The 22,468-nt window shown below is 62.2% G+C and carries 20 protein-coding genes and 1 pseudogene; 15 read left to right on the forward strand and 6 right to left on the reverse strand.

What is annotated here, in order from left to right:
* Positions 1 to 14: 14 nt before the first annotated feature.
* From HMPREF3171_RS08720 to HMPREF3171_RS08750, 7 genes and pseudogenes are all read left to right on the forward strand, one after another.
* Positions 15 to 1,592 carry a peptide ABC transporter substrate-binding protein gene (locus HMPREF3171_RS08720; protein ID WP_070484469.1) on the forward strand — a complete coding sequence of 526 codons (1,578 nt, stop codon included), beginning with the start codon at positions 15 to 17 and terminating at the stop codon, positions 1,590 to 1,592.
* Positions 1,593 to 1,711: 119 nt separating this feature from the next.
* Positions 1,712 to 2,638 (forward strand): ABC transporter permease, encoded by a 927-nt coding sequence (locus tag HMPREF3171_RS08725; RefSeq protein WP_070421623.1) that lies wholly within the window; start codon positions 1,712 to 1,714, stop codon positions 2,636 to 2,638.
* 37 nt (positions 2,639 to 2,675) lie between these two features.
* Positions 2,676 to 3,626, forward strand: coding sequence for an ABC transporter permease (locus tag HMPREF3171_RS08730; protein ID WP_070421663.1), 951 nt, complete (start codon positions 2,676 to 2,678; stop codon positions 3,624 to 3,626).
* Entirely contained in the window at positions 3,623 to 5,308 is a 1,686-nt protein-coding gene (locus HMPREF3171_RS08735; protein ID WP_070484472.1) for an ABC transporter ATP-binding protein, read from the forward strand. The genes HMPREF3171_RS08730 and HMPREF3171_RS08735 overlap by 4 nt, the downstream gene beginning before the upstream one ends.
* Positions 5,309 to 5,455: 147 nt before the next feature.
* A pseudogene (locus HMPREF3171_RS08740) lies at positions 5,456 to 6,310 on the forward strand (ABC transporter ATP-binding protein); the annotation flags it as partial.
* The gene (locus HMPREF3171_RS08745) at positions 6,307 to 7,068 is read left to right on the forward strand and encodes an energy-coupling factor transporter transmembrane component T family protein (RefSeq protein WP_070421619.1); all 762 of its coding nucleotides are present in this window, start codon (positions 6,307 to 6,309) and stop codon (positions 7,066 to 7,068) included. The pseudogene HMPREF3171_RS08740 and the gene HMPREF3171_RS08745, both read left to right, overlap by 4 nt.
* Positions 7,065 to 7,529 (forward strand): nucleoside/nucleotide kinase family protein, encoded by a 465-nt coding sequence (locus HMPREF3171_RS08750; protein ID WP_070484477.1) that lies wholly within the window; start codon positions 7,065 to 7,067, stop codon positions 7,527 to 7,529. The genes HMPREF3171_RS08745 and HMPREF3171_RS08750 overlap by 4 nt, the downstream gene beginning before the upstream one ends.
* On the opposite strand, the gene HMPREF3171_RS08755 is transcribed toward HMPREF3171_RS08750, so the two are convergent.
* The 6 genes from HMPREF3171_RS08755 to HMPREF3171_RS08780 form a co-directional block, all read right to left on the reverse strand.
* Positions 7,519 to 9,441 carry an ABC transporter ATP-binding protein gene (locus tag HMPREF3171_RS08755; RefSeq protein WP_070484481.1) on the reverse strand — a complete coding sequence of 641 codons (1,923 nt, stop codon included), beginning with the start codon at positions 9,439 to 9,441 and terminating at the stop codon, positions 7,519 to 7,521. The genes HMPREF3171_RS08750 and HMPREF3171_RS08755 overlap by 11 nt on opposite strands.
* Positions 9,438 to 10,427: an ABC transporter permease gene (locus HMPREF3171_RS08760; RefSeq protein ID WP_101733235.1), complete on the reverse strand. Its 990-nt coding sequence runs from the start codon at positions 10,425 to 10,427 to the stop codon at positions 9,438 to 9,440. Before HMPREF3171_RS08760 ends, HMPREF3171_RS08755 begins: the two co-directional genes overlap by 4 nt.
* Before the next feature lie 103 nt (positions 10,428 to 10,530).
* On the reverse strand, positions 10,531 to 11,514 hold the full coding sequence (locus HMPREF3171_RS08765; RefSeq protein WP_070421616.1) for an ABC transporter permease: 984 nt from the start codon (positions 11,512 to 11,514) through the stop codon (positions 10,531 to 10,533).
* Positions 11,515 to 11,642: 128 nt separating this feature from the next.
* Positions 11,643 to 13,346 carry an ABC transporter family substrate-binding protein gene (locus HMPREF3171_RS08770; protein ID WP_070484485.1) on the reverse strand — a complete coding sequence of 568 codons (1,704 nt, stop codon included), beginning with the start codon at positions 13,344 to 13,346 and terminating at the stop codon, positions 11,643 to 11,645.
* 388 nt (positions 13,347 to 13,734) lie between these two features.
* Positions 13,735 to 14,271, reverse strand: a complete 537-nt coding sequence (locus HMPREF3171_RS08775) for a ribonuclease FAU-1 family protein (RefSeq protein ID WP_070484488.1) — start codon at positions 14,269 to 14,271, stop codon at positions 13,735 to 13,737.
* 3 nt (positions 14,272 to 14,274) lie between these two features.
* Positions 14,275 to 14,892, reverse strand: a complete 618-nt coding sequence (locus HMPREF3171_RS08780; RefSeq protein WP_224213884.1) for an Rv1157c family protein — start codon at positions 14,890 to 14,892, stop codon at positions 14,275 to 14,277.
* A gap of 277 nt (positions 14,893 to 15,169) precedes the next feature.
* Between HMPREF3171_RS08780 and HMPREF3171_RS08785 the strand changes: the two genes are divergently transcribed.
* From HMPREF3171_RS08785 to HMPREF3171_RS08820, 8 genes are all read left to right on the forward strand, one after another.
* The gene (locus tag HMPREF3171_RS08785) at positions 15,170 to 15,496 is read left to right on the forward strand and encodes a hypothetical protein (RefSeq protein ID WP_070484494.1); all 327 of its coding nucleotides are present in this window, start codon (positions 15,170 to 15,172) and stop codon (positions 15,494 to 15,496) included.
* Between the two features lie 74 nt (positions 15,497 to 15,570).
* Complete coding sequence (gene typA, locus HMPREF3171_RS08790; RefSeq protein ID WP_070484497.1) at positions 15,571 to 17,487, forward strand: translational GTPase TypA; 1,917 nt, start codon at positions 15,571 to 15,573, stop codon at positions 17,485 to 17,487.
* 10 nt (positions 17,488 to 17,497) lie between these two features.
* On the forward strand, positions 17,498 to 19,120 hold the full coding sequence (locus tag HMPREF3171_RS08795) for an ABC transporter family substrate-binding protein (protein WP_070484501.1): 1,623 nt from the start codon (positions 17,498 to 17,500) through the stop codon (positions 19,118 to 19,120).
* Positions 19,117 to 19,992, forward strand: coding sequence for an N-acetyl-1-D-myo-inositol-2-amino-2-deoxy-alpha-D-glucopyranoside deacetylase (gene mshB, locus HMPREF3171_RS08800; protein WP_070484503.1), 876 nt, complete (start codon positions 19,117 to 19,119; stop codon positions 19,990 to 19,992). Before HMPREF3171_RS08795 ends, mshB begins: the two co-directional genes overlap by 4 nt.
* Positions 19,989 to 20,312 (forward strand): hypothetical protein, encoded by a 324-nt coding sequence (locus HMPREF3171_RS08805; RefSeq protein WP_101733171.1) that lies wholly within the window; start codon positions 19,989 to 19,991, stop codon positions 20,310 to 20,312. Before mshB ends, HMPREF3171_RS08805 begins: the two co-directional genes overlap by 4 nt.
* Positions 20,313 to 20,325: 13 nt before the next feature.
* Complete coding sequence (gene fdxA / locus HMPREF3171_RS08810; RefSeq protein WP_070421608.1) at positions 20,326 to 20,649, forward strand: ferredoxin; 324 nt, start codon at positions 20,326 to 20,328, stop codon at positions 20,647 to 20,649.
* Between the two features lie 3 nt (positions 20,650 to 20,652).
* Positions 20,653 to 21,762, forward strand: coding sequence for a succinyldiaminopimelate transaminase (gene dapC, locus HMPREF3171_RS08815; protein ID WP_070484506.1), 1,110 nt, complete (start codon positions 20,653 to 20,655; stop codon positions 21,760 to 21,762).
* Between the two features lie 85 nt (positions 21,763 to 21,847).
* Positions 21,848 to 22,354: a GtrA family protein gene (locus HMPREF3171_RS08820; protein ID WP_070452774.1), complete on the forward strand. Its 507-nt coding sequence runs from the start codon at positions 21,848 to 21,850 to the stop codon at positions 22,352 to 22,354.
* Positions 22,355 to 22,468 lie beyond the last annotated feature (114 nt).

The following is a 22,468-nucleotide window of genomic DNA, read 5'->3' on the forward strand; positions in this document are numbered from 1 at the left end:
CACAAGGAGTCAAGGTGCACATCAAGAAAGCAGTTGCCGCCCTCGGCGCCAGCGCACTGGCGCTCGGCCTTGCCGCATGTGGCGGCTCCGCCGACAATTCTGCCGACGGAGCAGGAAACTACGTTCTGACCAACGGTTCCGAGCCACAGCGTCCGTTGCTGCCCGCAGATACGAATGAGACCGGCGGCGGCCGCATCGTCGATGTCCTGTACGCAGGTTTGACCTACTACGACAAGGACGGCGAAAGCCACAACGAGCTCGCAGAGTCCATCGATCTCGAGGGTGAGAAGACCTACCGTGTCACGCTGAAGGACACGAAGTGGGCCGATGGTACCCCGGTGACGGCGAAGGACTTCGTCGACGCGTGGAACTACGCAGTCGAGAACTCCCAGATGAACGCGTACTTCTTCGAGCCGATCAAGGGCTACGAGGACGGAAAGCCGCTCGAGGGCCTGGAGGTTATCGACGACAAGACCTTCACCATCGAGCTCGAGCAGCCGGAGGCTGACTTCCCGCAGCGCCTCGGCTACACGGCATTCTCGCCGCTTCACCCGTCTGCGTTCGACGACATGGAAGCGTACGGCGAAAACCCGATCTCGAACGGCCCTTACAAGCTGCTGGAGTGGAACCACAACCAGGACGCCATCGTGGTGCCGAACGAGGAATACCAGGGTGATCGCAAGGCGCAGAACGACGGCGTGAACTTCATCTTCTACGCCCAGCAGGACGCGGCCTATGCCGACCTGCTCTCCGGAAATCTCGACGTGCTCGATGCTGTGCCAGATTCTGCACTGGCCAACTTCGAAGACGAGCTTGGCGAGCGCGCTGTGAACCAGCCAGCAGCTGCATTCCAGTCGATCACCATCAACGAGAACGAAGAGCACTTCGGCGGCGAGGAAGGCAAGCTTCGTCGCCAGGCAATCTCTAAGGCGATCGACCGCGAGCAGATCACCAAGACCATTTTCGACGGCACCCGCACCCCGGCGACCGACTTTGCCGCACCGGTGATCCCGGGCCACTCCGACAACCTTGAGGGCGTCGACGTGCTCAAGTACGACCCGGAGGAGGCAAAGCGCCTGTGGGAGGAAGCCGACAAGATCAACCCGTACACCGGTGACCTGGAGATCTCCTACAACTCCGATGGTGGCCACCAGGCATGGGTCGATGCTGTTGCGAACTCCATCCGCAACGCCATCGGCATCGAGGCAGTGGGCAACGCCTACCCGGACTTCAAGTCCATGCTCGACGATATGGACAACGACGCCGTCAAGGGCGCATTCCGTACCGGCTGGAGCGCTGACTACCCGTCGCTGGGTAACTTCCTGATCCCGCTGTACGGCACGGGTGCTTCCTCGAACTATGCGCGTTACTCCAACCCGGCAGTCGACGCACTGCTGGAAGAAGCAGCAACCGCAGCTTCTCCGGAAGCTGCTGCTGAAAAGTACAACGAGGTGCAGAAGGTTCTGTTTGAGGATCTGCCAGCGATCCCGCTGTGGTACTCCAACGTTGCAGGTGGCTACTCCGAAAACGTAGAGAACGTCGCGTTCTCCTGGCGCTCACTTCCGGTGCTGCATCAGATCACCAAAAACTAGGTGGTAACCTAAGCAACCACGCAAAGTGGCCCGTTCGCATTTTGCGGCGGGTCATTACTCGTTTCACACTCAAAATTGGTTTTCGTCCCGACTCACATGGAAAAGGAGAGCCCGGAACCATGCTGCGTTATATCGGGCGGCGGCTGCTCCAAATGATCCCCGTCTTCTTCGGGGCCACTCTGTTGCTTTACGCCCTCGTGTTCCTCATGCCGGGCGACCCCGTACAGGCGCTTGGCGGAGACCGCGGCCTGTCCGAGGCCGCCCGCGCCCGCATCGAAGCGGAATACAACCTTGATAAACCATTTATCGTCCAATACCTGCTCTACATCAAGGGCATTTTCATGGGCGATTTTGGCAAGACCTTCTCCGGCCAGCCCGTCGCGTCGGTGATGGCTAACGCGTTCCCGGTGACCATCAAGCTCGGTTTGATGGCGCTGGCGTTTGAGGCTGTGTTCGGCATCATCTTCGGCGTGATCGCCGGTGTGCGCCGCGGCGGTGTCTTCGACTCCACGATTCTCGTCGCATCGCTGATCGTCATCGCCGTCCCGTCGTTCGTGATCGGCTTTGTCATGCAGTACCTCTTCGGCGTGAAGTGGGGACTGTTGCCTGCAACGGTGGGGCGCAATGAGTCATTTGAAGCGTTGCTCATGCCTGCGATCGTGCTTGGTGCGCTGTCGTGCGCGTACGTGATCAGGCTGACGCGTCAGTCCGTGAGCGAAAACCTTCGCGCAGACTACGTCCGTACCGCGCGAGCTAAGGGTCTGAGCGACGGTACCGTGATGACTCGCCACGTGCTTCGCAATTCCATGATCCCGGTCGTGACTTTCCTTGGCGCTGACCTTGGTGCGCTGATGGGTGGCGCGATTGTGACCGAAGGCATCTTCGGCATTAACGGTATCGGTGGCACGATCTACCAGTCGATCATTAAGGGCGAGCCCGCGACCGTCGTGTCGATCACCACTGTGCTGGTGATTATCTACATCGTTGCCAACCTCATCGTTGACCTGCTTTACGCAGTACTCGACCCAAGGATCCGCTATGACTAATTCCATTCCACAACCTGAAATGTCGGCTGATCGCACGATGGCCAATGCTGGGGTGCTGCGCGGTCAGGAATACTACGTCGCAGAGACCGATGAGACTGGCCTCGGCGCAGTTGATGCTGTGCCGGATGCCGGTACACCCACCAGCCAGTGGGCTGAAGCTTGGAACTACCTGCGTCGCAGGCCGCTGTTCTGGTTCTCTGCAGTATTGATCCTGCTTGCCGTCACCGTCGCTGTGTTCCCTGGTCTGTTCACCAGCGTCGATCCGCGCGAGTGCATGCTGTCGCGCTCGCTGAACGGGCCGACGGACGGGCACATCTTCGGCTTTGACCGTCAAGGCTGCGATATTTACTCGCGCATGATGTACGGTGCTCGCGCATCGGTTACGGTCGGCGTGCTGACCACACTGATCGTGACCGTGCTTGGTGGCCTCATCGGTGCGATCGCCGGTTACTTCGGCGGCATCTGGGACACACTGCTATCGCGTCTGACTGACATCTTCTTCGCGGTGCCGCTCGTGCTGGCCGCGATCGTCGTCATGTCCATGTTCCAGAACAAGCGCTCGATCTGGATGGTGGTATTCGCGCTGTCCATGTTCGGCTGGACTCAGATCGCCCGCATCACCCGCGGTGCAGTGATGGGGATTAAGAACGACGAGTTCGTCACCGCCGCCCGCGCGGTGGGGGCGAGCGACTGGAAGATCATCACCTCCCACATCCTGCCGAACGCCGCGGCGCCCGTGATCGTGTACGCCACGGTTGCGCTCGGCCAGTTCATCGTGGCCGAAGCGACCCTGTCCTTCCTGGGCATTGGTCTGCCGTCCACGGTGGTGTCGTGGGGTGGCGATATTTCGGCTGCGCAGGCGTCGCTACGCACTCAGCCGATGGTGCTGTTCTACCCGGCAATTGCGCTCGCACTGACGGTGCTGAGCTTCATCATGATGGGCGACGTTGTGCGCGACGCCCTTGATCCGAAGGCGAGGAAGCGATGACCACCGCAATCGGTAAAGACAACAAGACTGGCGCGCCCGAGCCGCTGCTTGAGGTGACCGACCTCCGCATCACGTTCGAGTCCTCCACGGGTGTGGTTGAGGCTGTGCGTGACTTCGATATGACGATCTACCCTGGCCAGAAAGTTGCCATCGTGGGCGAGTCCGGTTCGGGCAAGTCCACCTCTGCCATGGCGGTGCTCGGCCTGCTGCCTGGCACCGGCAAGGTCACTGGCGGCTCGATCAAGCTGCGCGGCGAGGAACTGACCAATCTCGATGAGAAGGGCTGGCAGAAGATTCGCGGCAACAGGATTGGTCTGGTTCCGCAGGATCCGATGTCTAACCTGAACCCGGTGTGGCGCATTGGTACCCAGGTGGAGGAGTCGCTGAAGGCGAACAACATCGTCGAAGGCTCCGAGCGCCACCAGCGCGTCATCGAGTTGCTTGAGCATGCAGGCCTGCCGGACGCGGAGCGTCGTGCGGGCCAGTTCCCGCACGAGTTCTCCGGTGGCATGCGCCAGCGCGCACTCATCGCGATGGGCTTGGCTGCGAACCCGGAGCTGCTCATTGCCGACGAGCCCACGTCTGCCCTCGATGTGACCGTGCAGAAGCGCATCCTGGACCACCTTGAGATGCTCACCCAGGAATCCCAGACCGCGCTGCTGTTTATCACCCACGACCTGGGGCTTGCAGCAGAGCGCGCTGACCACCTGCTGGTTATGCACCGCGGTCGTGTGGTTGAGCGCGGACCGAGCCTGGATATTTTGCGCAACCCGAAGCACCCGTACACCCGCAGGCTGGTTAACGCGGCTCCGTCGCTGGCAGCCGCGCGTACGCACGCTGCGCTGAAGGATGAAGACATCACGGTGGCCGAGACCAAGCCGGAGGACGTGGTCATCCGGGTGGATAACCTGGTCAAGGAGTTCGACGTCCGTGGCCAAAAGGGTGCGAAGAAGACACTGCGCGCGGTCGATGAGGTGTCCTTCGATCTTCGCCGCGGCACCACGCTTGCGCTGGTGGGTGAGTCTGGCTCCGGCAAGTCCACTGTGGCCAACATGGCGCTAAGCCTGCTTGAGCCGACCAGCGGCACCGTGTACTTCGAGGGTCGCGACATCTCGGAGTTAAACCGCAAGGAACTGTTCAATCTGCGTCGCAAGATGCAGGTGGTGTTCCAGAACCCGTACGGTTCGCTCGACCCGATGTACTCGATCTACCGCTGCATCGAGGAGCCGTTGCGCCTGCACAAGGTGGGCTCGCGTAAGGAGCGTGACGCTCGCGTGGCGGAGCTGCTGGACATGGTGCAGATGCCGAGGTCCGCGATGCGTCGCTACCCGAACGAGCTCTCTGGCGGTCAGCGTCAGCGCATCGCGATTGCGCGTGCGATGGCGTTGGGCCCGGAGGTCATCGTCCTCGACGAGGCGGTCTCGGCCCTCGACGTGCTTGTGCAAGACCAGATTCTGCAGTTGCTCAAGGGCCTGCAGGCCGAGATGAACCTGTCCTACCTGTTCATCACCCACGACTTGGCTGTGGTCCGCGAGACCGCAGACGACATTGTGGTGATGCGCCAGGGCAAGGTTGTGGAGCAGGGGCCGGCGGATGCGATCTTCGCCGACCCGCAGGCGGATTACACCCGCAACCTGATCGATTCCGTGCCGGGTCTCCACATCGAGTTGGGGCGCGGCTAGGAGCATAATTGCTTATCGACGACGCCACCGCACCGATGCGGGACGTCGTCGATAAGCATGTCTGGGGCGTGTTGTAGCATCGCCTCCGAGAACTGAACACACACGGGTGCTGCGTTCGCAGCTGAGATGCCTTCGGGCGGACCGTTGAACCTCGACCCGCGTGGCCGCGACGAGGTCATCAACGCCGTCGACCGCGTCTGCAAACGCACCGGTGCGACCCTGATTGTGGTGGAGCACCGCCCCAAGCACTGGTCGCACGTGGTGGACACCTACTACCGCTTGGATGCGGACGGTCTTCGCCGCATTACCGAGGACGAATTGCCGCAGGTGCCTTCGTTGCCGCCGGCGAAGCAGGTTCCCGCTGGCACGCCGGCTGCGGTTGCGACGCAGAACTTGCTCACCCGCTTCGGCCCGCCGCGCACGGTGCTTGCGCCTGAGGGGTTCTCCACTGTGGTCACCGGTGAAAACGGCTCGGGAAAAACTACGCTCGTGCAGGTACTTGCCGGGCTAACACCGCCGAAGCAAGGGCGGGTGGAGTACTCGGAAACTATCCGCCAGGGGCTAGCCAAGCCGTCGATTGACTGGTCCTCGGCAGATCTGGCGCAACGCATCGGGTACGTCTTCCAGGAACCGGAACACCAATTTGTCACTGCCACCGTGCGCGAGGAAATGGCGCTGTCTGGTGCGCCGCAGGAACGCATCGATGATCTGCTGCAGCGTTTGCGCCTGACCCACCTCGTCGACGCCAACCCGTTCACACTCTCTGGCGGGGAGAAACGCCGACTTTCGGTGGCAACCGCGCTGGTCAACGCTCCGAAGTTGCTTATTTTGGACGAGCCGACCTTCGGCCAGGATGACCGCACTTTCGTCGAACTCGTCGGCCTGATCCGCGAACTCACGGACAAGGGCGTCACGGTCATCTCGATTACCCACGACGAAGCGTTTATCGCATCGCTTGGAGACCACACCGAACACATCACGGCAGGGGAGGGGCAGCCATGAACCTGCTGGCAAACATCAACCCGGTCACGCGCATCCTCGGCCTGGCGCTGCTGACCACTCCGCTGATGTTCACCGTGGACTGGGTCTCCGCAACCGTGGTGCTCGCGTTTACGCTGCTCATGGTGCCGCTATGCGGGCTTGGCTACGGACGCTTTTTCAAACGCGCATTGCCGATCCTCATCGTCGCGCCCCTGGCCGGTATCCCGATGGCGCTCTACGGACAGGCGGGCGGGGAGACTTACCTGAACTGGGGTTTGATTCACGTCACGGAACTCTCCGTCTCCCTGGCTGGTGCGATGGTGTTGCGCGTGCTTGCCATCGCGCTGCCGGTGGTGCTGTTGTCCGCCGATGTCGACCCGACTGACCTTGGCGACGGCCTCTCCCAGGTCCTGCGCCTCCCCGAACGCTTTGTCATCGGTACTGTCGCGGCCCTTCGCATGCTCACACTGCTTCGCGACGACCTCGACGCCATGCGCCGATCGCGTCGCGCCCGCGGTATCGCGGACCAAGGCAAGATCAAATACTGGTTCACCTTGTCATTCGGGCTGTTGGTGATGTCGCTGCGCCGTGCCGGAAAACTCGCCACCGCAATGGAGGCGCGCGGTTTTGGCGGACCGACGAAGCGTTCCTGGGCCCGAGAATCCAAACTGCGCAGCCGCGACTGGGGCGTCATGGTTGTGTGCCTTGGCATGGCACTTGTCGCGCTTGGCATCGCGTGGCTCACAGGCGACCTGCGCCCAGTGTGGTCAGTGCGATGACATACACACTGCTCATCGATGGCCCATCTGGCTCCGGCAAGACCACCCTGGCCAACCAGATCGGGGACGCGCTCGGTATCCGGGTGGTGCACCTCGACGATTTTTACCCCGGTTGGTACGGCCTCGGAGAAGGTGCCGCGATGGTCGCCCGCGACGTGCTGCACCCTGCCAGGCCAGGGTTTTGGCGCTGGGATTGGATCAACCACGAGCGCACGAAGTGGGTGCCGCTCGACCCGGCAGAGGATCTTTTGGTGGAAGGTGTTGGGGCGGTCACGGAGTCGTCGATAAGCGCTGCCCGGGCGCGTGGAACCGTCAACACCATCCGCGTGACCGCCGACCTAAAGACACGAAAAACCCGGGCCCTGCGCAGGGACCCGGGCTACGCCCCCTGGTGGGGGATGTGGGCAGCGCAGGAAGCACGACTTCCGACGCTGCCCGTCGATGTGACGGTTAGGAGATAGCCTCCTCCGGCTTGTACACCGTACGCACGCGGGAGCGCTCCGCATCCGGATCAGGGATCGGAATCGCCGACAGCAGCGCCTTCGTGTACGGGTGCTGCGGGTTGTCGAAGACGTCGTCGGTCTCGCCGAACTCCACAAAGTCGCCCTTGTACATCACGGCCACACGATCCGACAGGTGGCGCACCACCGACAGATCGTGTGCGACGAACAGGTAGGACAAGCCAAGCTTGCGCTTGAGCGAATCCAGCAGGTTGATCACGCCGGCCTGGATGGACACGTCGAGGGCCGATACCGGCTCGTCGAGCACGATCACCGCAGGGTTCGTGGCCAACGCACGCGCCAAGCCGATGCGCTGACGCTGACCACCAGAGAAGTGGCCAGGGAAGCGGTCCAACTGCTTCTCATCCAGACCCACCGTGCGCATGAGCTCGGAGATACGGGCATCCTTGTCGCCCTCGTAGCCCAACGCATCCAACGGCTCTTGGATGATCTCCTTGACCGTCATACGCGGGTTCAGCGAGCTCATCGGATCCTGGAACACCATCTGAATATTGCGGCGTGCCTGACGACGATCCGACGCACTCATCTTCGCCGCGTCCTTGCCACAGATCACGATGCGGGAATCACCCTGTGGATCCAGGCCCATGATCTCCAGCAGGGTCGTGGTCTTACCGGAACCGGACTCACCCACAATGGCCATGCACTCACCGGCGCGAACATCGAAGGAGATGTTCTTCACAGCCTCCACGGTGCCGATGCGGCGCTTCACCAGCGCGCCCTTGGTCAGTGGGAACGCACGGTAAAGGTTCTCTACCTCGAGGGTGACTTCGCGCTCCTCGCGCGGGATGCCCGCGAACTTGTTCTCCGGCAGGACAGGTGCGGGGAACAACGGCTTACCGTCGAGAGTGCCGTTTTCAATCTCATCGTGGCGCACGCACGCAACCATGTGGTTCTCGTCGCCCTTGTTCGGCACCAGCGGCGGCTCCTGCGTCAGGCAGGCCTCGGTGGCGATGGGGCAGCGTGGTGCGAACTGGCAGCGGTCGGCGACGTCGATGAGCATCGGCGGGTTGCCGTCGATAAACGTTAGCGGCTCGTTCGATGGCTGATCCACACGTGGAGTGGAACCCAGCAGGCCCACCGAGTACGGCATCTTCGGGTTGCCGAACAGTTGGTGGACCTCGGCGCGCTCGACCGGACGGCCGCCGTACATCACCAGCACGTCATCGGCGGTGCCTGCGACCACGCCCATGTCGTGGGTAATCATGATGCAGGCAGCGCCGGTCTCACGCTGCGCCTTCTTGATCACTTCCAGAATCTGAGCCTGGATGGTTACGTCGAGGGCTGTGGTGGGCTCGTCGGCAATAAGCACCTTCGGGTTGTTCGCAATCGCAATTGCGATCACCACACGCTGACGCATGCCGCCCGAGAACTCGTGCGGGAAGGAACGCAGCCGCTTCTTCGGCTCGGGGATACCCACCAGATCGAGCAACTCTGCAGCACGGTCCATCGCCTTCGACTTAGAGATGTTCGTGTGCGCCTGGATGGCTTCCACCAACTGCGTGCCGATGTCGTACACCGGAGTCAGAGCGGACAGCGGATCCTGGAAGATCATGCCGATGCCGTTGCCACGAATCTTCGACATGGCGGCATCTGACTTGCCCAGGAGCTCCTCGCCCTCAAACATCACAGAACCGGTGACCTTGGCGTAATCCGGCAACAGGCCCATGACAGCGAGAGAGGTGACGGACTTGCCGGAACCTGACTCGCCCACGATGCCGAGGGTACGGCCTGGGAGGAGATCGAAATCCACGCCTCGCACCGCGCGGACCACACCGGCTTCCGACGGGAACGACACGTTGAGGTCGCGTACCGAAAGCACCGGGGAACCCGAGTTGTTGATGCTGGTTGTCATGCTGCAGAACCTCCAGAGTTCGAGTTCGGGTCGAGTGCGTCACGCAGACCATCGGCGATGAACGCCATGGACACGGTGAGCAAGGTCAGGACGAGGGCAGGGAAGTAGAACTGCCACGGAGCGGTCACCAGGGTTGCGGTACCAGACTGCAACAACGTACCCAGGGACACGTCCGGCAGCTTCACACCGAGGCCCAAGAACGACAGGGCAGTCTCCGACATGATCGTGGACACGATGCCCAACATCAGCTGGATAATCAGCAGCGACGCGACGTTCGGGATGATGTGGCGCACGATCGTCTTGGAGTTGGACACGCCCATGAACTTGGCGGCACGCACATAGTCGTTTTCGCGGATGGACAACGACAAGGACCAAATCACACGTGCTGAGTACATCCAGCCAAACGCGATGAGCACGACGGTGAGCACCTTCCAGTCGCCGCCCGAGCCGGATACCAGCAGGGCGATGATGAGGAACGTCGGCACAGCCAGCAGGAAGTGGATCACTGCCAGCACAATCTTCTCCAAGCTTCCGCCAAACAGGGCAGCACCTGCACCGACAATCGCGGAGATCACCGTCGTGGCAATCGATGCCGGCACAGCGATCGACAGCGAGCGACCGAGGCCGTGCACCACCTGCGCAAACAGGTCGTTGCCGGAGTCAGTAGTGCCAAACCAGTGTTCAGCGGAGGGCGCGACGGACAGGTTCATGAAGTCCGGGTCGTCGTAGCTCCACGGCGTCATGAACTTGCCAAAGAGCGCGAGCAGTACCATCAGGAAGAAAATCACCAGGCCGACAACCGCGGCCTTGTTACGCATGAAGCGGCGCAGGTAAATCTTCGACTTACGCGTTGCGCGCATCGTCTGCTGATCTTCGATGCTATCGCCCTGCTTCGGCAGGATTGGCGGCGTGTTCTTGTCTTTACTCATCACGCCGTCGGCCTGGCGGCCGGTCTCAGAGATGGCGGTCATGTCGTTGACCGGCATTGCGGCGTGCAGCGCCAGCTCGCTCGAGGTGGCGTGGGCGCGGGGGTCACTGAGCTTGCGGGATGTACCGCGTGGTGGCTTGTTTGTCATGGCTGTGATCTCCTTAGCTCACGCGCACGCGCGGGTCGAGGGCAACAACGATGAGGTCGGCCAAGATAGCGGACACTGCGGTCATTGCGGCACCGAATGCGGCCACAACGACGACACCGTGGACGTCGTTACGCGCAATCGTTTGGATGAAGTACTGGCCCATGCCTTGCCACGCGAAGATGCGCTCCGTCATCACGGCACCGGTGAAGATGCCGGGCACCGAGAACGCCACCGAGGTAGCAACCGGAATCAGCGAGGTTCGCAGCGCGTGTTTGCGCACTGCTTGCGCCTTGGTTAGGCCCTTCGCGCGGGCGGTGCGGACGTAATCGGCGTTCAAGTTATCCAACAGCAGTGTTCTCTGCATGAAGTGATAGCCCGCATACGAAATGATCAACAGTGACAAGGTGGGGAGCACGAGGTGTTGGGCGTAGTCGACCATCTTCGGGAAGAACCCTTCAACGCCAGGGTTGGAAGCACCGGTGACGTAGAAGACGCGCTTGCCGGTCCACTCGTTGACCTTCAGACCGAACCACACCACGGCGATCGAGGCGACGACCACGTGAATGTTCATCGTGATGATCGAGATGCCCTGCCACATGCGGTCGGCGCGCTTGTACTGGCGCGACGCAGTGTACACACCGAGGGCGACTCCGAGGAGGATCGACAGCAGGGTGGCAAACAGGGTCAGCTGCGCGGAGACCCAGATGCGGTAGGAGACTTGTTCATTGACGGAGTCGCCGATCGGGGATTTACCCCAGTCCCAACGAGTCAGGACGCCAGTAAGCCACGTCCACCAACGCTCGAAGATTGGTGTGTTTGGGTTCAAGTTCAACGGATCGAGCAGTGCATCGATCTGCTCTTCTGGCAGAGGTGGTCGGCGGCCAAAGTAGTTGGCGCGGGGATCGAGGAAAAAGCTGGCGAGAAAAAACGTGAGGTTGGTGGCAAGAAAAACAATCAAGCCCCAGCTCAGCGTCTTCCGGATCAGGTATCGAAACATAGTGTCTCTCAGTTCCGTGGTGGGCGGACGGGGGAGTTATTGAGAAAGATTGGAAGCCCGCCCAGCGTGGGAATGCTGGGCGGGCTCGCACTCAGTTCGTGGATTTCACGTGCGTCGAACCGTTACGGTTACTTCGCCCAGCCCACGTTCTCGATCGGGAGGATCGCGAAGGAGTTAGCACCGAAGTTTGCCAGGCCCTTCTTCACGGCGACGATGGCCGGGCCGTTGGCGTACGGCATGATGCCGTACTGAGCCAGGGCTTCCTTCTCAAGCTCGTTTGCGCGCTTGATCTGCTCGTCAGCATCCGGGAGCTGCTGCAGTTCCTCAATCTTCTTGTCCATCTCCGGGGTGCCGGTGCCGGACTTGTTCAGCTCGGAATCGGACTTGTAGATCTGGCCGAAGTACGCCACACCGAATGGGTCGGAGGAGCGGAAGCCGGACATGAACAGGTCGAAGTCGCGCTCGGAGACGACCTTGGAGAAGTCAGAGCTCGGACGCTCCTCAACCTGGACGTCGATGCCAATGTTGCGCAGCATTGCCTGCAGGGCAGTGGTGGTCGCCTGGATCATCGGGGAGTCACCCAGGGTGACGTAGCGCACGGACAGCGGGTTGGACTCGTCGTAGCCTGCTTCCTTGAGCAGCTCCTTGGCCTTCTCCGGGTCGTACTGGATGACCTCGCCGAAGTTGTCCTCGTAGCCCGGCTGGGTCTGGTACAGGTTGAACGAACCTGGCAGATCCTCGGTGTAGCCGAGGCCCTGGAAGCGGATCGCGGCGAGCTGCTCGCGGTCAACACCACGCATGATGGCCTCGCGGACCTTGATGTCGTCCAGGCCCGGGGCGGTGGAGTTGATCGTCATCAGGTAGTTCGCCGGGTTCAGGGCGGTGCGGATCTCGATGGAGTCGCCCATCTCCTTCGCCGTTGCCAGACGGTCTCGAGAGGACACACCGGTTGCGTCGATTTCACCTGCGCGGAAGGCGTTCAGGGATGCCTGGTCTTCCATCTGGCGGTAGGTGATCTTGTCCAGCTTCGGCTTCTCGCCCCACCACTTCTCGTTCGGAACGAAGGAAGCGGTGCCGTTCTCGAAGTTGACGTCCTCAACCTTGAACGGGCCTGCACCCCACTCCGGGTTGACCTTCTTCAGGTAAGCGTTCATGAACGTGTCCGCGTCCTTGACCTGCGGCGGCACGAGGGTGCCGAAGAGGCCCTCCCACCACGGGTATGCCTGCTTGAAGGTGACCACGGCCTGCTTGTCGTCCTCGCCGCGCTCGACGGACTCGATGAGCTCGTAGCCGTCGGTGGAGTTGACCTGGACATCCGGGTTGGAGCCGTTGTTGAACTTGAAGGTGTTCTCGAAGGCGGTCCAGTCAAGCGGGGTGCCGTCGTTGTACACGGCGTCCGGGTTGATGGTGTAGGTGACCACGGTCTTGCCGTCGACGGTCTCATCCTTCACGTCGGTCAGATAAGCCGGGTTCGGGTGATAGGTGCCGTCGCCGTCGAAAAGCGTGAGCTGCGGGTTGTACTTGCTCCAGATGGTGTCCGTGTAGGACGTCATGTTCGCGTGGAACACGTTCTGCTGCTCAGCAATTTCGGTAATCGCGAGAGTGAGCTCGCCGCCATCCTGGATCTGGTCGCGCTCGAGCGGGTTGTAATCACCGGCAGCGTTGACTTCGAGCTGCTCGCCCGAGTTGTCAGCTTCCTTGGAGTTCGCGGAGTCCTGTCCGGCCTGGTTTGCGGTGGTCTCTTCGGTTCCGCCATCCGAGGAGCAGGAGGCGAGGACGAGGGACAGGGAGGAGAGTCCGGCGAGAGCGGCGACACGGAGGCGTTTGCTCATGGTCTGGGTCCTTTCAGTGATCGTCCGTACGCAGAGAACTTTGCGACGGTTGCCCGTGTTTGGGCGGTACGACGAAATGGGTATTTCGACGACCCCTGCACCACGATTGGGCCCACCAAAACTTGAAGCTCAGGTGAACACGACGTAATCAGGTTGCACAAAAACTTACATGAAGTGTTAGGCAGTTCACAGTGTTTGTGAAAAGTAATTTACGGCGAAATGCACGCTGCCTCACAGGGCTATGACAGGAATGGGTGTTTCTGCACGCTGATAGGCATCTGTAGCCATCGCAACGCTTTCTCAGCTTCTTCACGGATCGTGAATGTTATTCGCATGAAACGACCCCACCTGCGGGGTGCAGGTGGGGTGCAGTACGGGAATTGGGGTGTTATGCCACAGGAGTTAACTCGACTTCGTCCGCCCACGTCAGTTCAATACCCAGGGCGCGCAGCCACTCCATGGCATCGTCGCCGTGCCGAGTAATGCCCTCAACGGCGTTGAGGGTGACGTCCATGGCCTTCTCTGCCTCTTCGGCAGTGATCAAGCCTGCAGACGTCGCGGCTGCGAGTTCGTCGATATCAAGCACGTCGATCGGGTTGCCTGTCAGCGACACAATGTCGACGTACAGGTCGCGTGTGCGCCAGATATCGCCATCAACGTCAATGTCGGCGATGTCGAAGTAGAAGTCCTGATCGCGCTCTGCGCCCTCGCGGTAGTGGAAGATGTTTGCCCGCAGGCCGAGTTCCGGCAGCAGCCAGCTTTCTAGGTAGCCGAACTCGGGGTGATTCGCCCCGCGTGCCATGTAGAGGCCAAAGTCGGTGACCTGGTACGTGTCTACCTCGCGCAGGAATCCCTTTGGGTCCGTGTTGATGTTCGCGGACGTGTCAAAGGTCTCTTGCTTTACCGGGTGTAGGTCGACGGTCATCGGTTACCTCACGTTGATCGAAGCGGCGGTCGGGGCAAATGCGCAGGTCTTGTCGGTGGTGCGTACTGCACCGTCGACGACTGCGAGGACGCGGCCCTTGCCTGTGTTTGCGGTGGCGGACAGGGTGGACGGTCCTGTTGGGTTTATCCCGTTGTTATCTAAAGGTGTTACGCCGGTGCGAAAAGTGTTGAGGTTAACCCAGTACACCTTCATGAGCCCCTGGTCCTTGGCGGCTGCCGGGGTGCCTAGTGCGGTGAACACAAACGTGGTCTGTCCCGCGCCTGCGCCTGGCGCTGGTGTTTTGGTCGGTCCCGGTACCGCAATTGCGGACGCGGTCGAGTGCAGCCCCTTGCCCATGCAGTGCCCGGAGACCGTCGGCCAGGCGAACTGCGTGAAGGCCGGGGCGTCCTCTGGCAGTGGAGGGCCGCCGAGCTCGCCGGTACCAGCGAAGAAGTTCACGGCGGTGCGAAGCGCGTTGCCGACCTGTTCCGGCACCTGTGGTTGGTCCGCGAACGCGTGGACTCGGGCGACGGTCTCGGGGGTGGGGCGGCCAAGGCTATCGAGCGGGTTCGATGATTTGGCATGAGCCATTTGCGTATCGACGACACCGGCTACCAGCATGCCGGCAGCGCAAACCGCCGCGACGGCGGAGCGTGCAAAAGATCGGGGAGTGCGCACGGCTGTCCTTTATTACATAGGGGCCACGGACATTAACTCAAGCAACATTAGTCACATAAGTGACAGCGTCAAGTGGAAACCGTTGATTTTGTAGGGGGAATTGTCCAGAAACTTTCGGTGTTCTCCCAGTTTTATCTGTTTACCCTTGTGAGCACGGGCACATTTAAGACCCGTGAGAACGTGAGATCCGTTGTCCCCAACACTGAAAGGACTGATCACAATGGATGCCCAGACGTTCACCACCAACCTGTCCCTTGAGGAGATTGAGCAGCGGCTGTCCGGACTGGACAAGTTCAATGTCAAGGACAAAACCGCCAGCGAACTGGCTGTCAACGTCGGCAGTGCACTGAAGTTCCGTCTTATCGGTGTGTATTTGAATAAGGACTACCAGGCGCCGCTGGCTATCGATGCCGCAGATAACGGCGATGGCACCACCACCGTCGAGCTCTCCGCGCGAGGGACGGAAGGGGCTGTCATTACTACTGGAACGGCCGAACAGTTCTTCAATGACGCGTTTGCAGAGCTCCGCGCCACGTTGGAGGGGTAGCGGAGAGGTGCGCTCAACTTAGCTGGGGAGTATCGTGTAACCGTTATTTCCGACAATGTAAAAGGATCTGTTGAGTGTCGCACCCTGAATTTCGCAACGTAGCTATCGTCGCCCACGTTGACCACGGCAAAACCACCCTGGTCAACGCCATGCTGGAGCAGTCCGGCGTCTTCGGCGACCACGGCGAGCATGGCGACCGCGTGATGGACTCCGGCGAGCTCGAGTCCGAGCGCGGCATCACCATTTTGGCCAAGAACACCGCCATCCGTCGCGCCGGTAAAGGCAAGGACGGTGCGGACCTGGTCATCAACGTTATCGATACCCCGGGCCACGCCGACTTCGGCGGCGAGGTCGAGCGCGGCCTGTCCATGGTTGATGGTGTCGTGCTGCTGATCGATGCTTCCGAAGGCCCGCTTCCGCAAACCCGATTCGTCCTGGGCAAGGCCCTCGAAGCGAAGAAGCCGGTCATCATCTGTGTGAACAAGACTGACCGTCCGGACGCACGTATCGACGAAGTCGTGGAGGAAGCACAGGACCTCCTCCTCGAACTCGGCGCTGGCCTGGAGGACCCGGAGGCTGCAGAGGCTGCTGAGAACCTCCTCGAGCTGCCGGTGCTGTACACCTCAGGCCGTGCAGGCCGCGCGTCCCTGGAGAACCCAGGCAACGGCAACCTGCCGGACAACGAGGACCTGCAGCCGCTGTTCGACGTTATCTACGACGTCCTGCCGGAGCCGTCCGCTGAGATCGACGCTCCGTTCCAGGCACAGGTGACCAACCTGGACTCCTCCTCCTTCCTGGGCCGCATCGGCTTGATCCGTGTGTTCAAGGGCTCGGTAAAGAAGGGCCAGCAGGTCGCATGGGTCCACTACGACGAGGACGGCAACCAGCAGGTTAAGAACGTCAAGATCGCTGAGCTGCTCGTCACCGAGGGCCTCGACCGTGTTCCGGCTGAAGGCGACGTTGTCGCAGGTGACATTGCCGCTGTCTCCGGTGTGGAAAACATCATGATCGGTGACACGCTGTGCGATCCGGAGCACGTCGAGCCGCTGCCGCGCATCGCCATCGACGATCCGGCAATTTCCATGACCATCGGCGTGAACACCTCGCCGATGGCTGGCCGTAACGGTGGCGACAAGCTCACCGCCCGCATGGTCAAGGCTCGCCTGGATCAGGAGCTCATCGGTAACGTCTCCATCAAGGTGCTGCCGACCGAGCGTCCGGACGCGTGGGAGGTTCAGGGCCGTGGCGAGATGGCGCTGACCGTGCTGATTGAGACGATGCGTCGCGAAGGCTTCGAGCTCACCGTTGGCAAGCCGCAGGTAGTGACCAAGGAGATCGACGGCAAGACCTACGAGCCGTACGACCACATGATCATCGACGTCCCGTCGGAGCACCAGGGTGCTGTCACCCAGCTCATGGCAAACCGCAAGGGTCAGATGACCGCGATGTCCAACGCGGGTTCCGGCGATTGGGTCCGCATGGAGTTCGACGTCCCGTCCCGTGGCCTGATCGGTTTCCGTACGACCTTCCTCACTGAGACCCGTGGTGCCGGTATTGCCAACTCCTACTCGATCGAGCACCGTCCGTGGGCCGGCGAGATCAAGGGCCGCCCGACCGGTTCGCTCGTCGCCGACCGTTCCGGCCAGGTCACCGCGTACGCCCTGCAGCAGCTTGCGGACCGCGGCGATTTCTTCGTCGAGCCGGGTGCCGAGACCTACGAAGGCATGGTCGTTGGTGCGAACTCGCGCGACGAGGACATGGACGTCAACATCACCAAGGAAAAGAAGCTGACCAATATGCGCTCCGCCACCGCGGATGCGACTGTCACGCTGCAGAAGGCCCGTACCCTCTCCCTGGATGAGGCCATCGAGTTCTGTGACGAGGACGAATGTGTTGAGGTTGCCCCTGAGGCGATGCGTGTGCGCAAGCTCATCCTGAACGCTACCGAGCGTGGCCGTGCCCGCTCCCGTGCGAAGCAGAAGAACAGCTAGCCTGTTCTTCATGCAGCCTCCTCGATCGCGCCGCCCAGCCACCCGTGCTGCGGCGGCGCTTTCCGCGCTTTGCCTCGTCGCGTCGTGCTCGGCGAACCCGGGCCCACCGCCGCTCGTTGAGCCGGAATCCGCCCAAAGCGAGACATCTGGCGTATCGACGACACCTTCCGACGACAACCCGCGCCGCAGCGACCGCACCCAGGTACAAGTGGGCGTCGACCCTGTACGAGGAGGCTTTAACCCGCACCTGATTGCGGACGATTCCTCGACGGTGCGTGCCATCGCAGACCTCACCCTGCCTAGCGCATATGTGGGCACGAGTCCGAACAGGGACCTGCTGGTGGGGGTTTCAACGCTGCCGACCTCGCCCGCGGCCCAAACCGTGCGCTACGTCATCGCACCGGAGGCGCAGTGGTCTGACGGCACCCCGATTACCGGATCCGACTTTGCCTACCTGTGGCGCGGGATGGTGACCACCGCCGGCACCGTCAACCCTGCGGCCTACCGGGCAATTCAGGCGATCCGCATTTCTGGTCAAGGCGGCAAGGTCGTCGATGTGGACTTTGAGCGCCCCGTGGCTAACCGCGAGGAGCTCTTTGCCCACCTGCTGCCGTCGCACCTGTTCGCCGCTGACGCCAGCGATTTCCCGTTCGCACTGCGCAACATGGTCCCTGCGTCTGCCGGGCGTTTCCTCATGGCAGATGTCGGCCGGGCCCGCGGCACGGTAGTGCTGAATAGAAACGACAGGTTTTGGGGTACTGAGCCAGCAAGCGTGGACATTTTGACGCTGACCGCCGCGCGCGATACAACACAAACCGCCGACCAGTTGCGCTCCGGCCAGCTCGCGTTCGCCGACGTCACGCCGCAGGAAACCACGGAAGAGGTCTTTCGCCGGGTGCCGGGGGTGGAGGTGCGCGAGGGGTCGTCGTCACGCGTGCTTGGCGTCGTCATCTCCGCGACAAGCGGGCTCGACCAAGCAATGCGCGAGCAAGTGCGATCGCTTATCGACGTCCCCCTGCTCGCCCACATCGCCACCGGCCGCAGCACCAACCTGGCCGTGGCAGAGCATGCGTTCACGCCGGGGGAGAAGGACACCGCAGCGCTACGAGCGCGCACCGTTCCCATCCGCGTCGGGGCGGATGCGATGGACCCGGCGGCGGCCGCAGCGGCGCGCACGCTTGTCGACATCCTCAACGGCGCCGGCATTCCCGCAAAACTCACCTCTACCGACGCGACGACGCTCGCCGGGCGCAGCCTGCCATCGTCGGAAGTTGACCTGGCAGTGGTGTGGCAGCGCAACTCCACGTCCATGACCACGCTTGCCAGCCGCATGGCGTGTCCGTCCAAAACTTCGCGTGCTGGCAACCTCTCCGGCCTGTGCTCCGTGGGCAACGAAGCGCTCGCCGGGCGAATCCTGGACGGGACCATGAGTGCGACCGAGGCCCGAGCAGCCGTGGCTGAAGCCGAAGAGCGCGACGCCGTGTGGGTGCCCATCCTCAACGAAACACGCATCGCAGCATCCTCCGGTGGCGTCGCCATCCCAGGCGTCTCCACCTGGCCCGGGGGTATCAGCGACGCCGCCCGCTGGCAACTGGCCGATACAGTAGGCCCGACACCGAAGGAGAAACCATGACAACGCGCGACCTCACCGGCTACCGAGTAGTGGCCGTCCACGCCCACCCTGACGACGAAGCCATCACCACCGCAGGCGTCATCGCCGATCTGAGCCGACGTGGCGCCGACGTCCTCGTCGTCACCTGCACACTCGGCGAAGAAGGCGAAGTTATCGGCGAGCCGTACCAGCACCTCGTCGTCGACGAAGCCGACCAGCTAGGCGGCTTCCGCATCGGCGAACTACGCGAGTCGTTGGCCGCCATCGGCGCGCGCGGCACCTTCCTCGGCGGAGCTGGCCGCTTCCGCGACTCCGGCATGGCCGGCTCGCCCGCAAGCCGCAACCCGCGCGCTTTTGTCAACTCCGGCGACGCCGCAGTAGCCGAACTCGCCGCGATCTTCGACGCCGAGCGCCCCCACCTTGTCATCACCTACGGCCCCGACGGCGGCTACGGCCACCCGGACCACATCCGCGCCCACGAAATCACCCACGCCGCCGCCGAACGCGTCGCTATCCCGCGCATCCTGTGGGCCGTACGCCTCGCCGAAGAAACCGCAGCGCTTACGCCCGAGACCGCCCCCGACGGCTGGCGCCTTGCCCAACCCGGCGAACTCGACGGAGTCGCCACCTCCGACATCGCCGTCTCCCTTGACGACCACGCCTACAGCGCCAAAATCGCCGCCATGCGTGCCCACGCCACCCAACTCTGGATCGCCGACGGCCGCACCACCGACGTCAACCCCCACGCCGCCATCGCCCAAGGTCCCGTCGTCTACTACGCCCTGTCCAACCTCATCACCCAGCCCATCCAACGCGTCGAACACTTCCAACTCGGCGCAGGCACGCCACTTCACGACGACGCCACCCACGTCCTATCCGGAATCCCCAAATGAGCCAACCCGTCATCCGCGACAATTTTTCACGCGGGGAAGCCATCGCCGGCATCACCTGGCTGAGCGTCGGCGCCCTCGGCTCGCTCATCCTGGAAGTGGCGTACCTGAACTGGTTCTGGGTCATCATCGCAGCGGTGTTTAATGCGGTGTTGGCGAAGACGGCGCGGCTGTGGTCGTCGAAAAGCATGATTGTTCCGCTTGCCGTCTGGGCAGCAGCACTGTTCGCCTCCATGGTCATCCTCCCTCCAACCGGGTGGACCCTCGCACTCCTTATCGCGGGGCTAGCGGGAGGCGTTTGGCCACTACTCAAGGCGAAGTGACATACTGTTTCCCATGACTTACGTGATTGCTCAACCGTGCGTCGACGTCATGGACCGCGGCTGCGTCGAAGAATGCCCCGTTGACTGCATCTACGAGGGCAAGCGCATGCTCTACATCCACCCCGACGAATGCGTCGACTGCGGCGCCTGCGAACCTGCCTGCCCCGTCGAAGCCATCTTCTACGAAGACGACACCCCCGACGAGTGGAGCGAATACTACGACGCCAACGTCGGCTTCTTCGACGAACTCGGCTCGCCAGGCGGCGCCGCCAAGACCGGCCCACAGGACTTCGACCACCCCTTCGTCGCAGCACTGCCGCCGCAGAACCAGGACTAAACCGTGGCACGCACCCCACTCGGATCACAGCTGCCCGACTTCCCATGGGACACCATCGCCGACGTGCGCAAGCACGCCGCATCCCATGAGGACGGTCTGATCGACCTTTCCGTCGGCGGCCCCGTCGACCCAGTCGCCCCGTCCATCCAACTCGCGCTGTCCGAAGCTGCCGCAACGCCCGGCTACCCGCAAACCGCGGGTACGCCGGAATTGCGCGAAACGATCGTGGCCTCCCACGCCCGCCGCTTCGGCATCGCAGGGTTGACCGAACGCTCCGTGCTGCCCGTGATCGGGCTCAAAGAAGCCGTCGCGTGGCTGCCCACATTGTTGGGCCTGCGCGGCGAGAAAGTTGTGATCCCCGAGATCGCGTACCCCACCTACGAGGTCGGCGCGCTGATGGCAGGCTGCGAAGTTATTCGTTGCGACGACCCCGCCGCCGCACCCCGCGACGCCGCCTTCGTCTTCATCAACTCGCCGTCGAACCCAACTGGCGCAGTCCTTGACGTCGAGCAGATGCGCGCCTGGGTGGAATTCTCCCGCGAAACCGGCGCAATCATCGCCTCCGACGAGTGCTACCTCTACCTCGGCTGGTCCGCCGAACCGGTATCCATCCTGCACCCGTCCGTCACCGACGGCGACAACACTGGCCTGCTCGCCCTGCATTCGCTGTCCAAGACGTCCAACCTGGCGTCGTATCGCGCCGGCACCATCTCCGGCGACGAAGCCCTAGTGCAAGAACTTCTGCTTATCCGCAAGCACTCCGGCCTCATCGTGCCCGGCCCAATCCAAGCCGCCATGGTGGCCGCCCTCGGCGACGACCTGCACGAACAAATGCAGCGCTCCACCTACGCCGCGCGACGGCTTGTACTCATGAAGGCCCTCCAAAACGCAGGTCTTACTATCGACGACTCCGATGCCGGCCTCTACCTCTGGGTCCACCACGACGGCATGGATTCCCGCGAACTCCTCAACTGGTTCGCCGACCACGGCATCCTCGGCGCCCCCGGCGACTTCTACGGCCCCGCCGGCGCCCAACACGTGCGCATCTCGCTCACCGCACCCGACGAGCGCATCGAAGCGGCAGTCGCCCGCCTAGGAAACACCGTTGACTAACCCCACTCATCCGTCGCCGGCCGCCGGCGACCAGCACGCCGCCGCGCCCGAAAGCGGCAGCACTGCCGTACGCCTCGTTGCCGGGCTGCGGCAATTTTTGCGCTTCGGCATCGTCGGCGGCTCCGGCGTGCTCGTGAACTTCGTCGTGTTCTACTTGGCCAACAAAGCCCTAGAGAACGGCTTTGATCTGCACGCCAACGACGTGTTCATGCAACTCGGCTCCACCCGTTGGAACATCCGCTGGTACCACCTCATGTCCACCCTGGCGTTCCTCCTGGCCAACACGTGGAACTACCAACTCAACCGCGCCTGGACCTTCCGTGGGGTGCACGCGCGCTCCTGGATCCGCGGGTTCTTCCCCTTCTTGGCCACCGGCGCGCTCGCGTTCGCGGTGTCACTGACATGCATGACGTTGCTCATGAACCCGACGACCCCCATCGGACTCTCCGATTCACTTTTCGACGACTCCACCGGCCTGCGCACCAAATCCTACTGGGCCCAAGCCATCTCCACACTGATCGCGATGCCGGTGAACTTTGTGATCAATAAGGTCTGGACCTTCGGAAAACCGAAAACGCCAAAAACCGTCTAACCAGTGGTTTGTGGAATTTGGTGTTGGAGTTATCCACATTTTTGTGGTGGGTCTTGTGCGGTGGTTGATCGCTTCGTAGCGTTTATGCCATGGCATTTGTAGACCTTCTCGGCT

Origin of the sequence: Corynebacterium sp. HMSC08F01 (assembly GCF_001807545.1) — a bacterium.
In the GTDB taxonomy this organism is placed as follows: Bacteria; Actinomycetota; Actinomycetes; order Mycobacteriales; family Mycobacteriaceae; genus Corynebacterium; species Corynebacterium coyleae.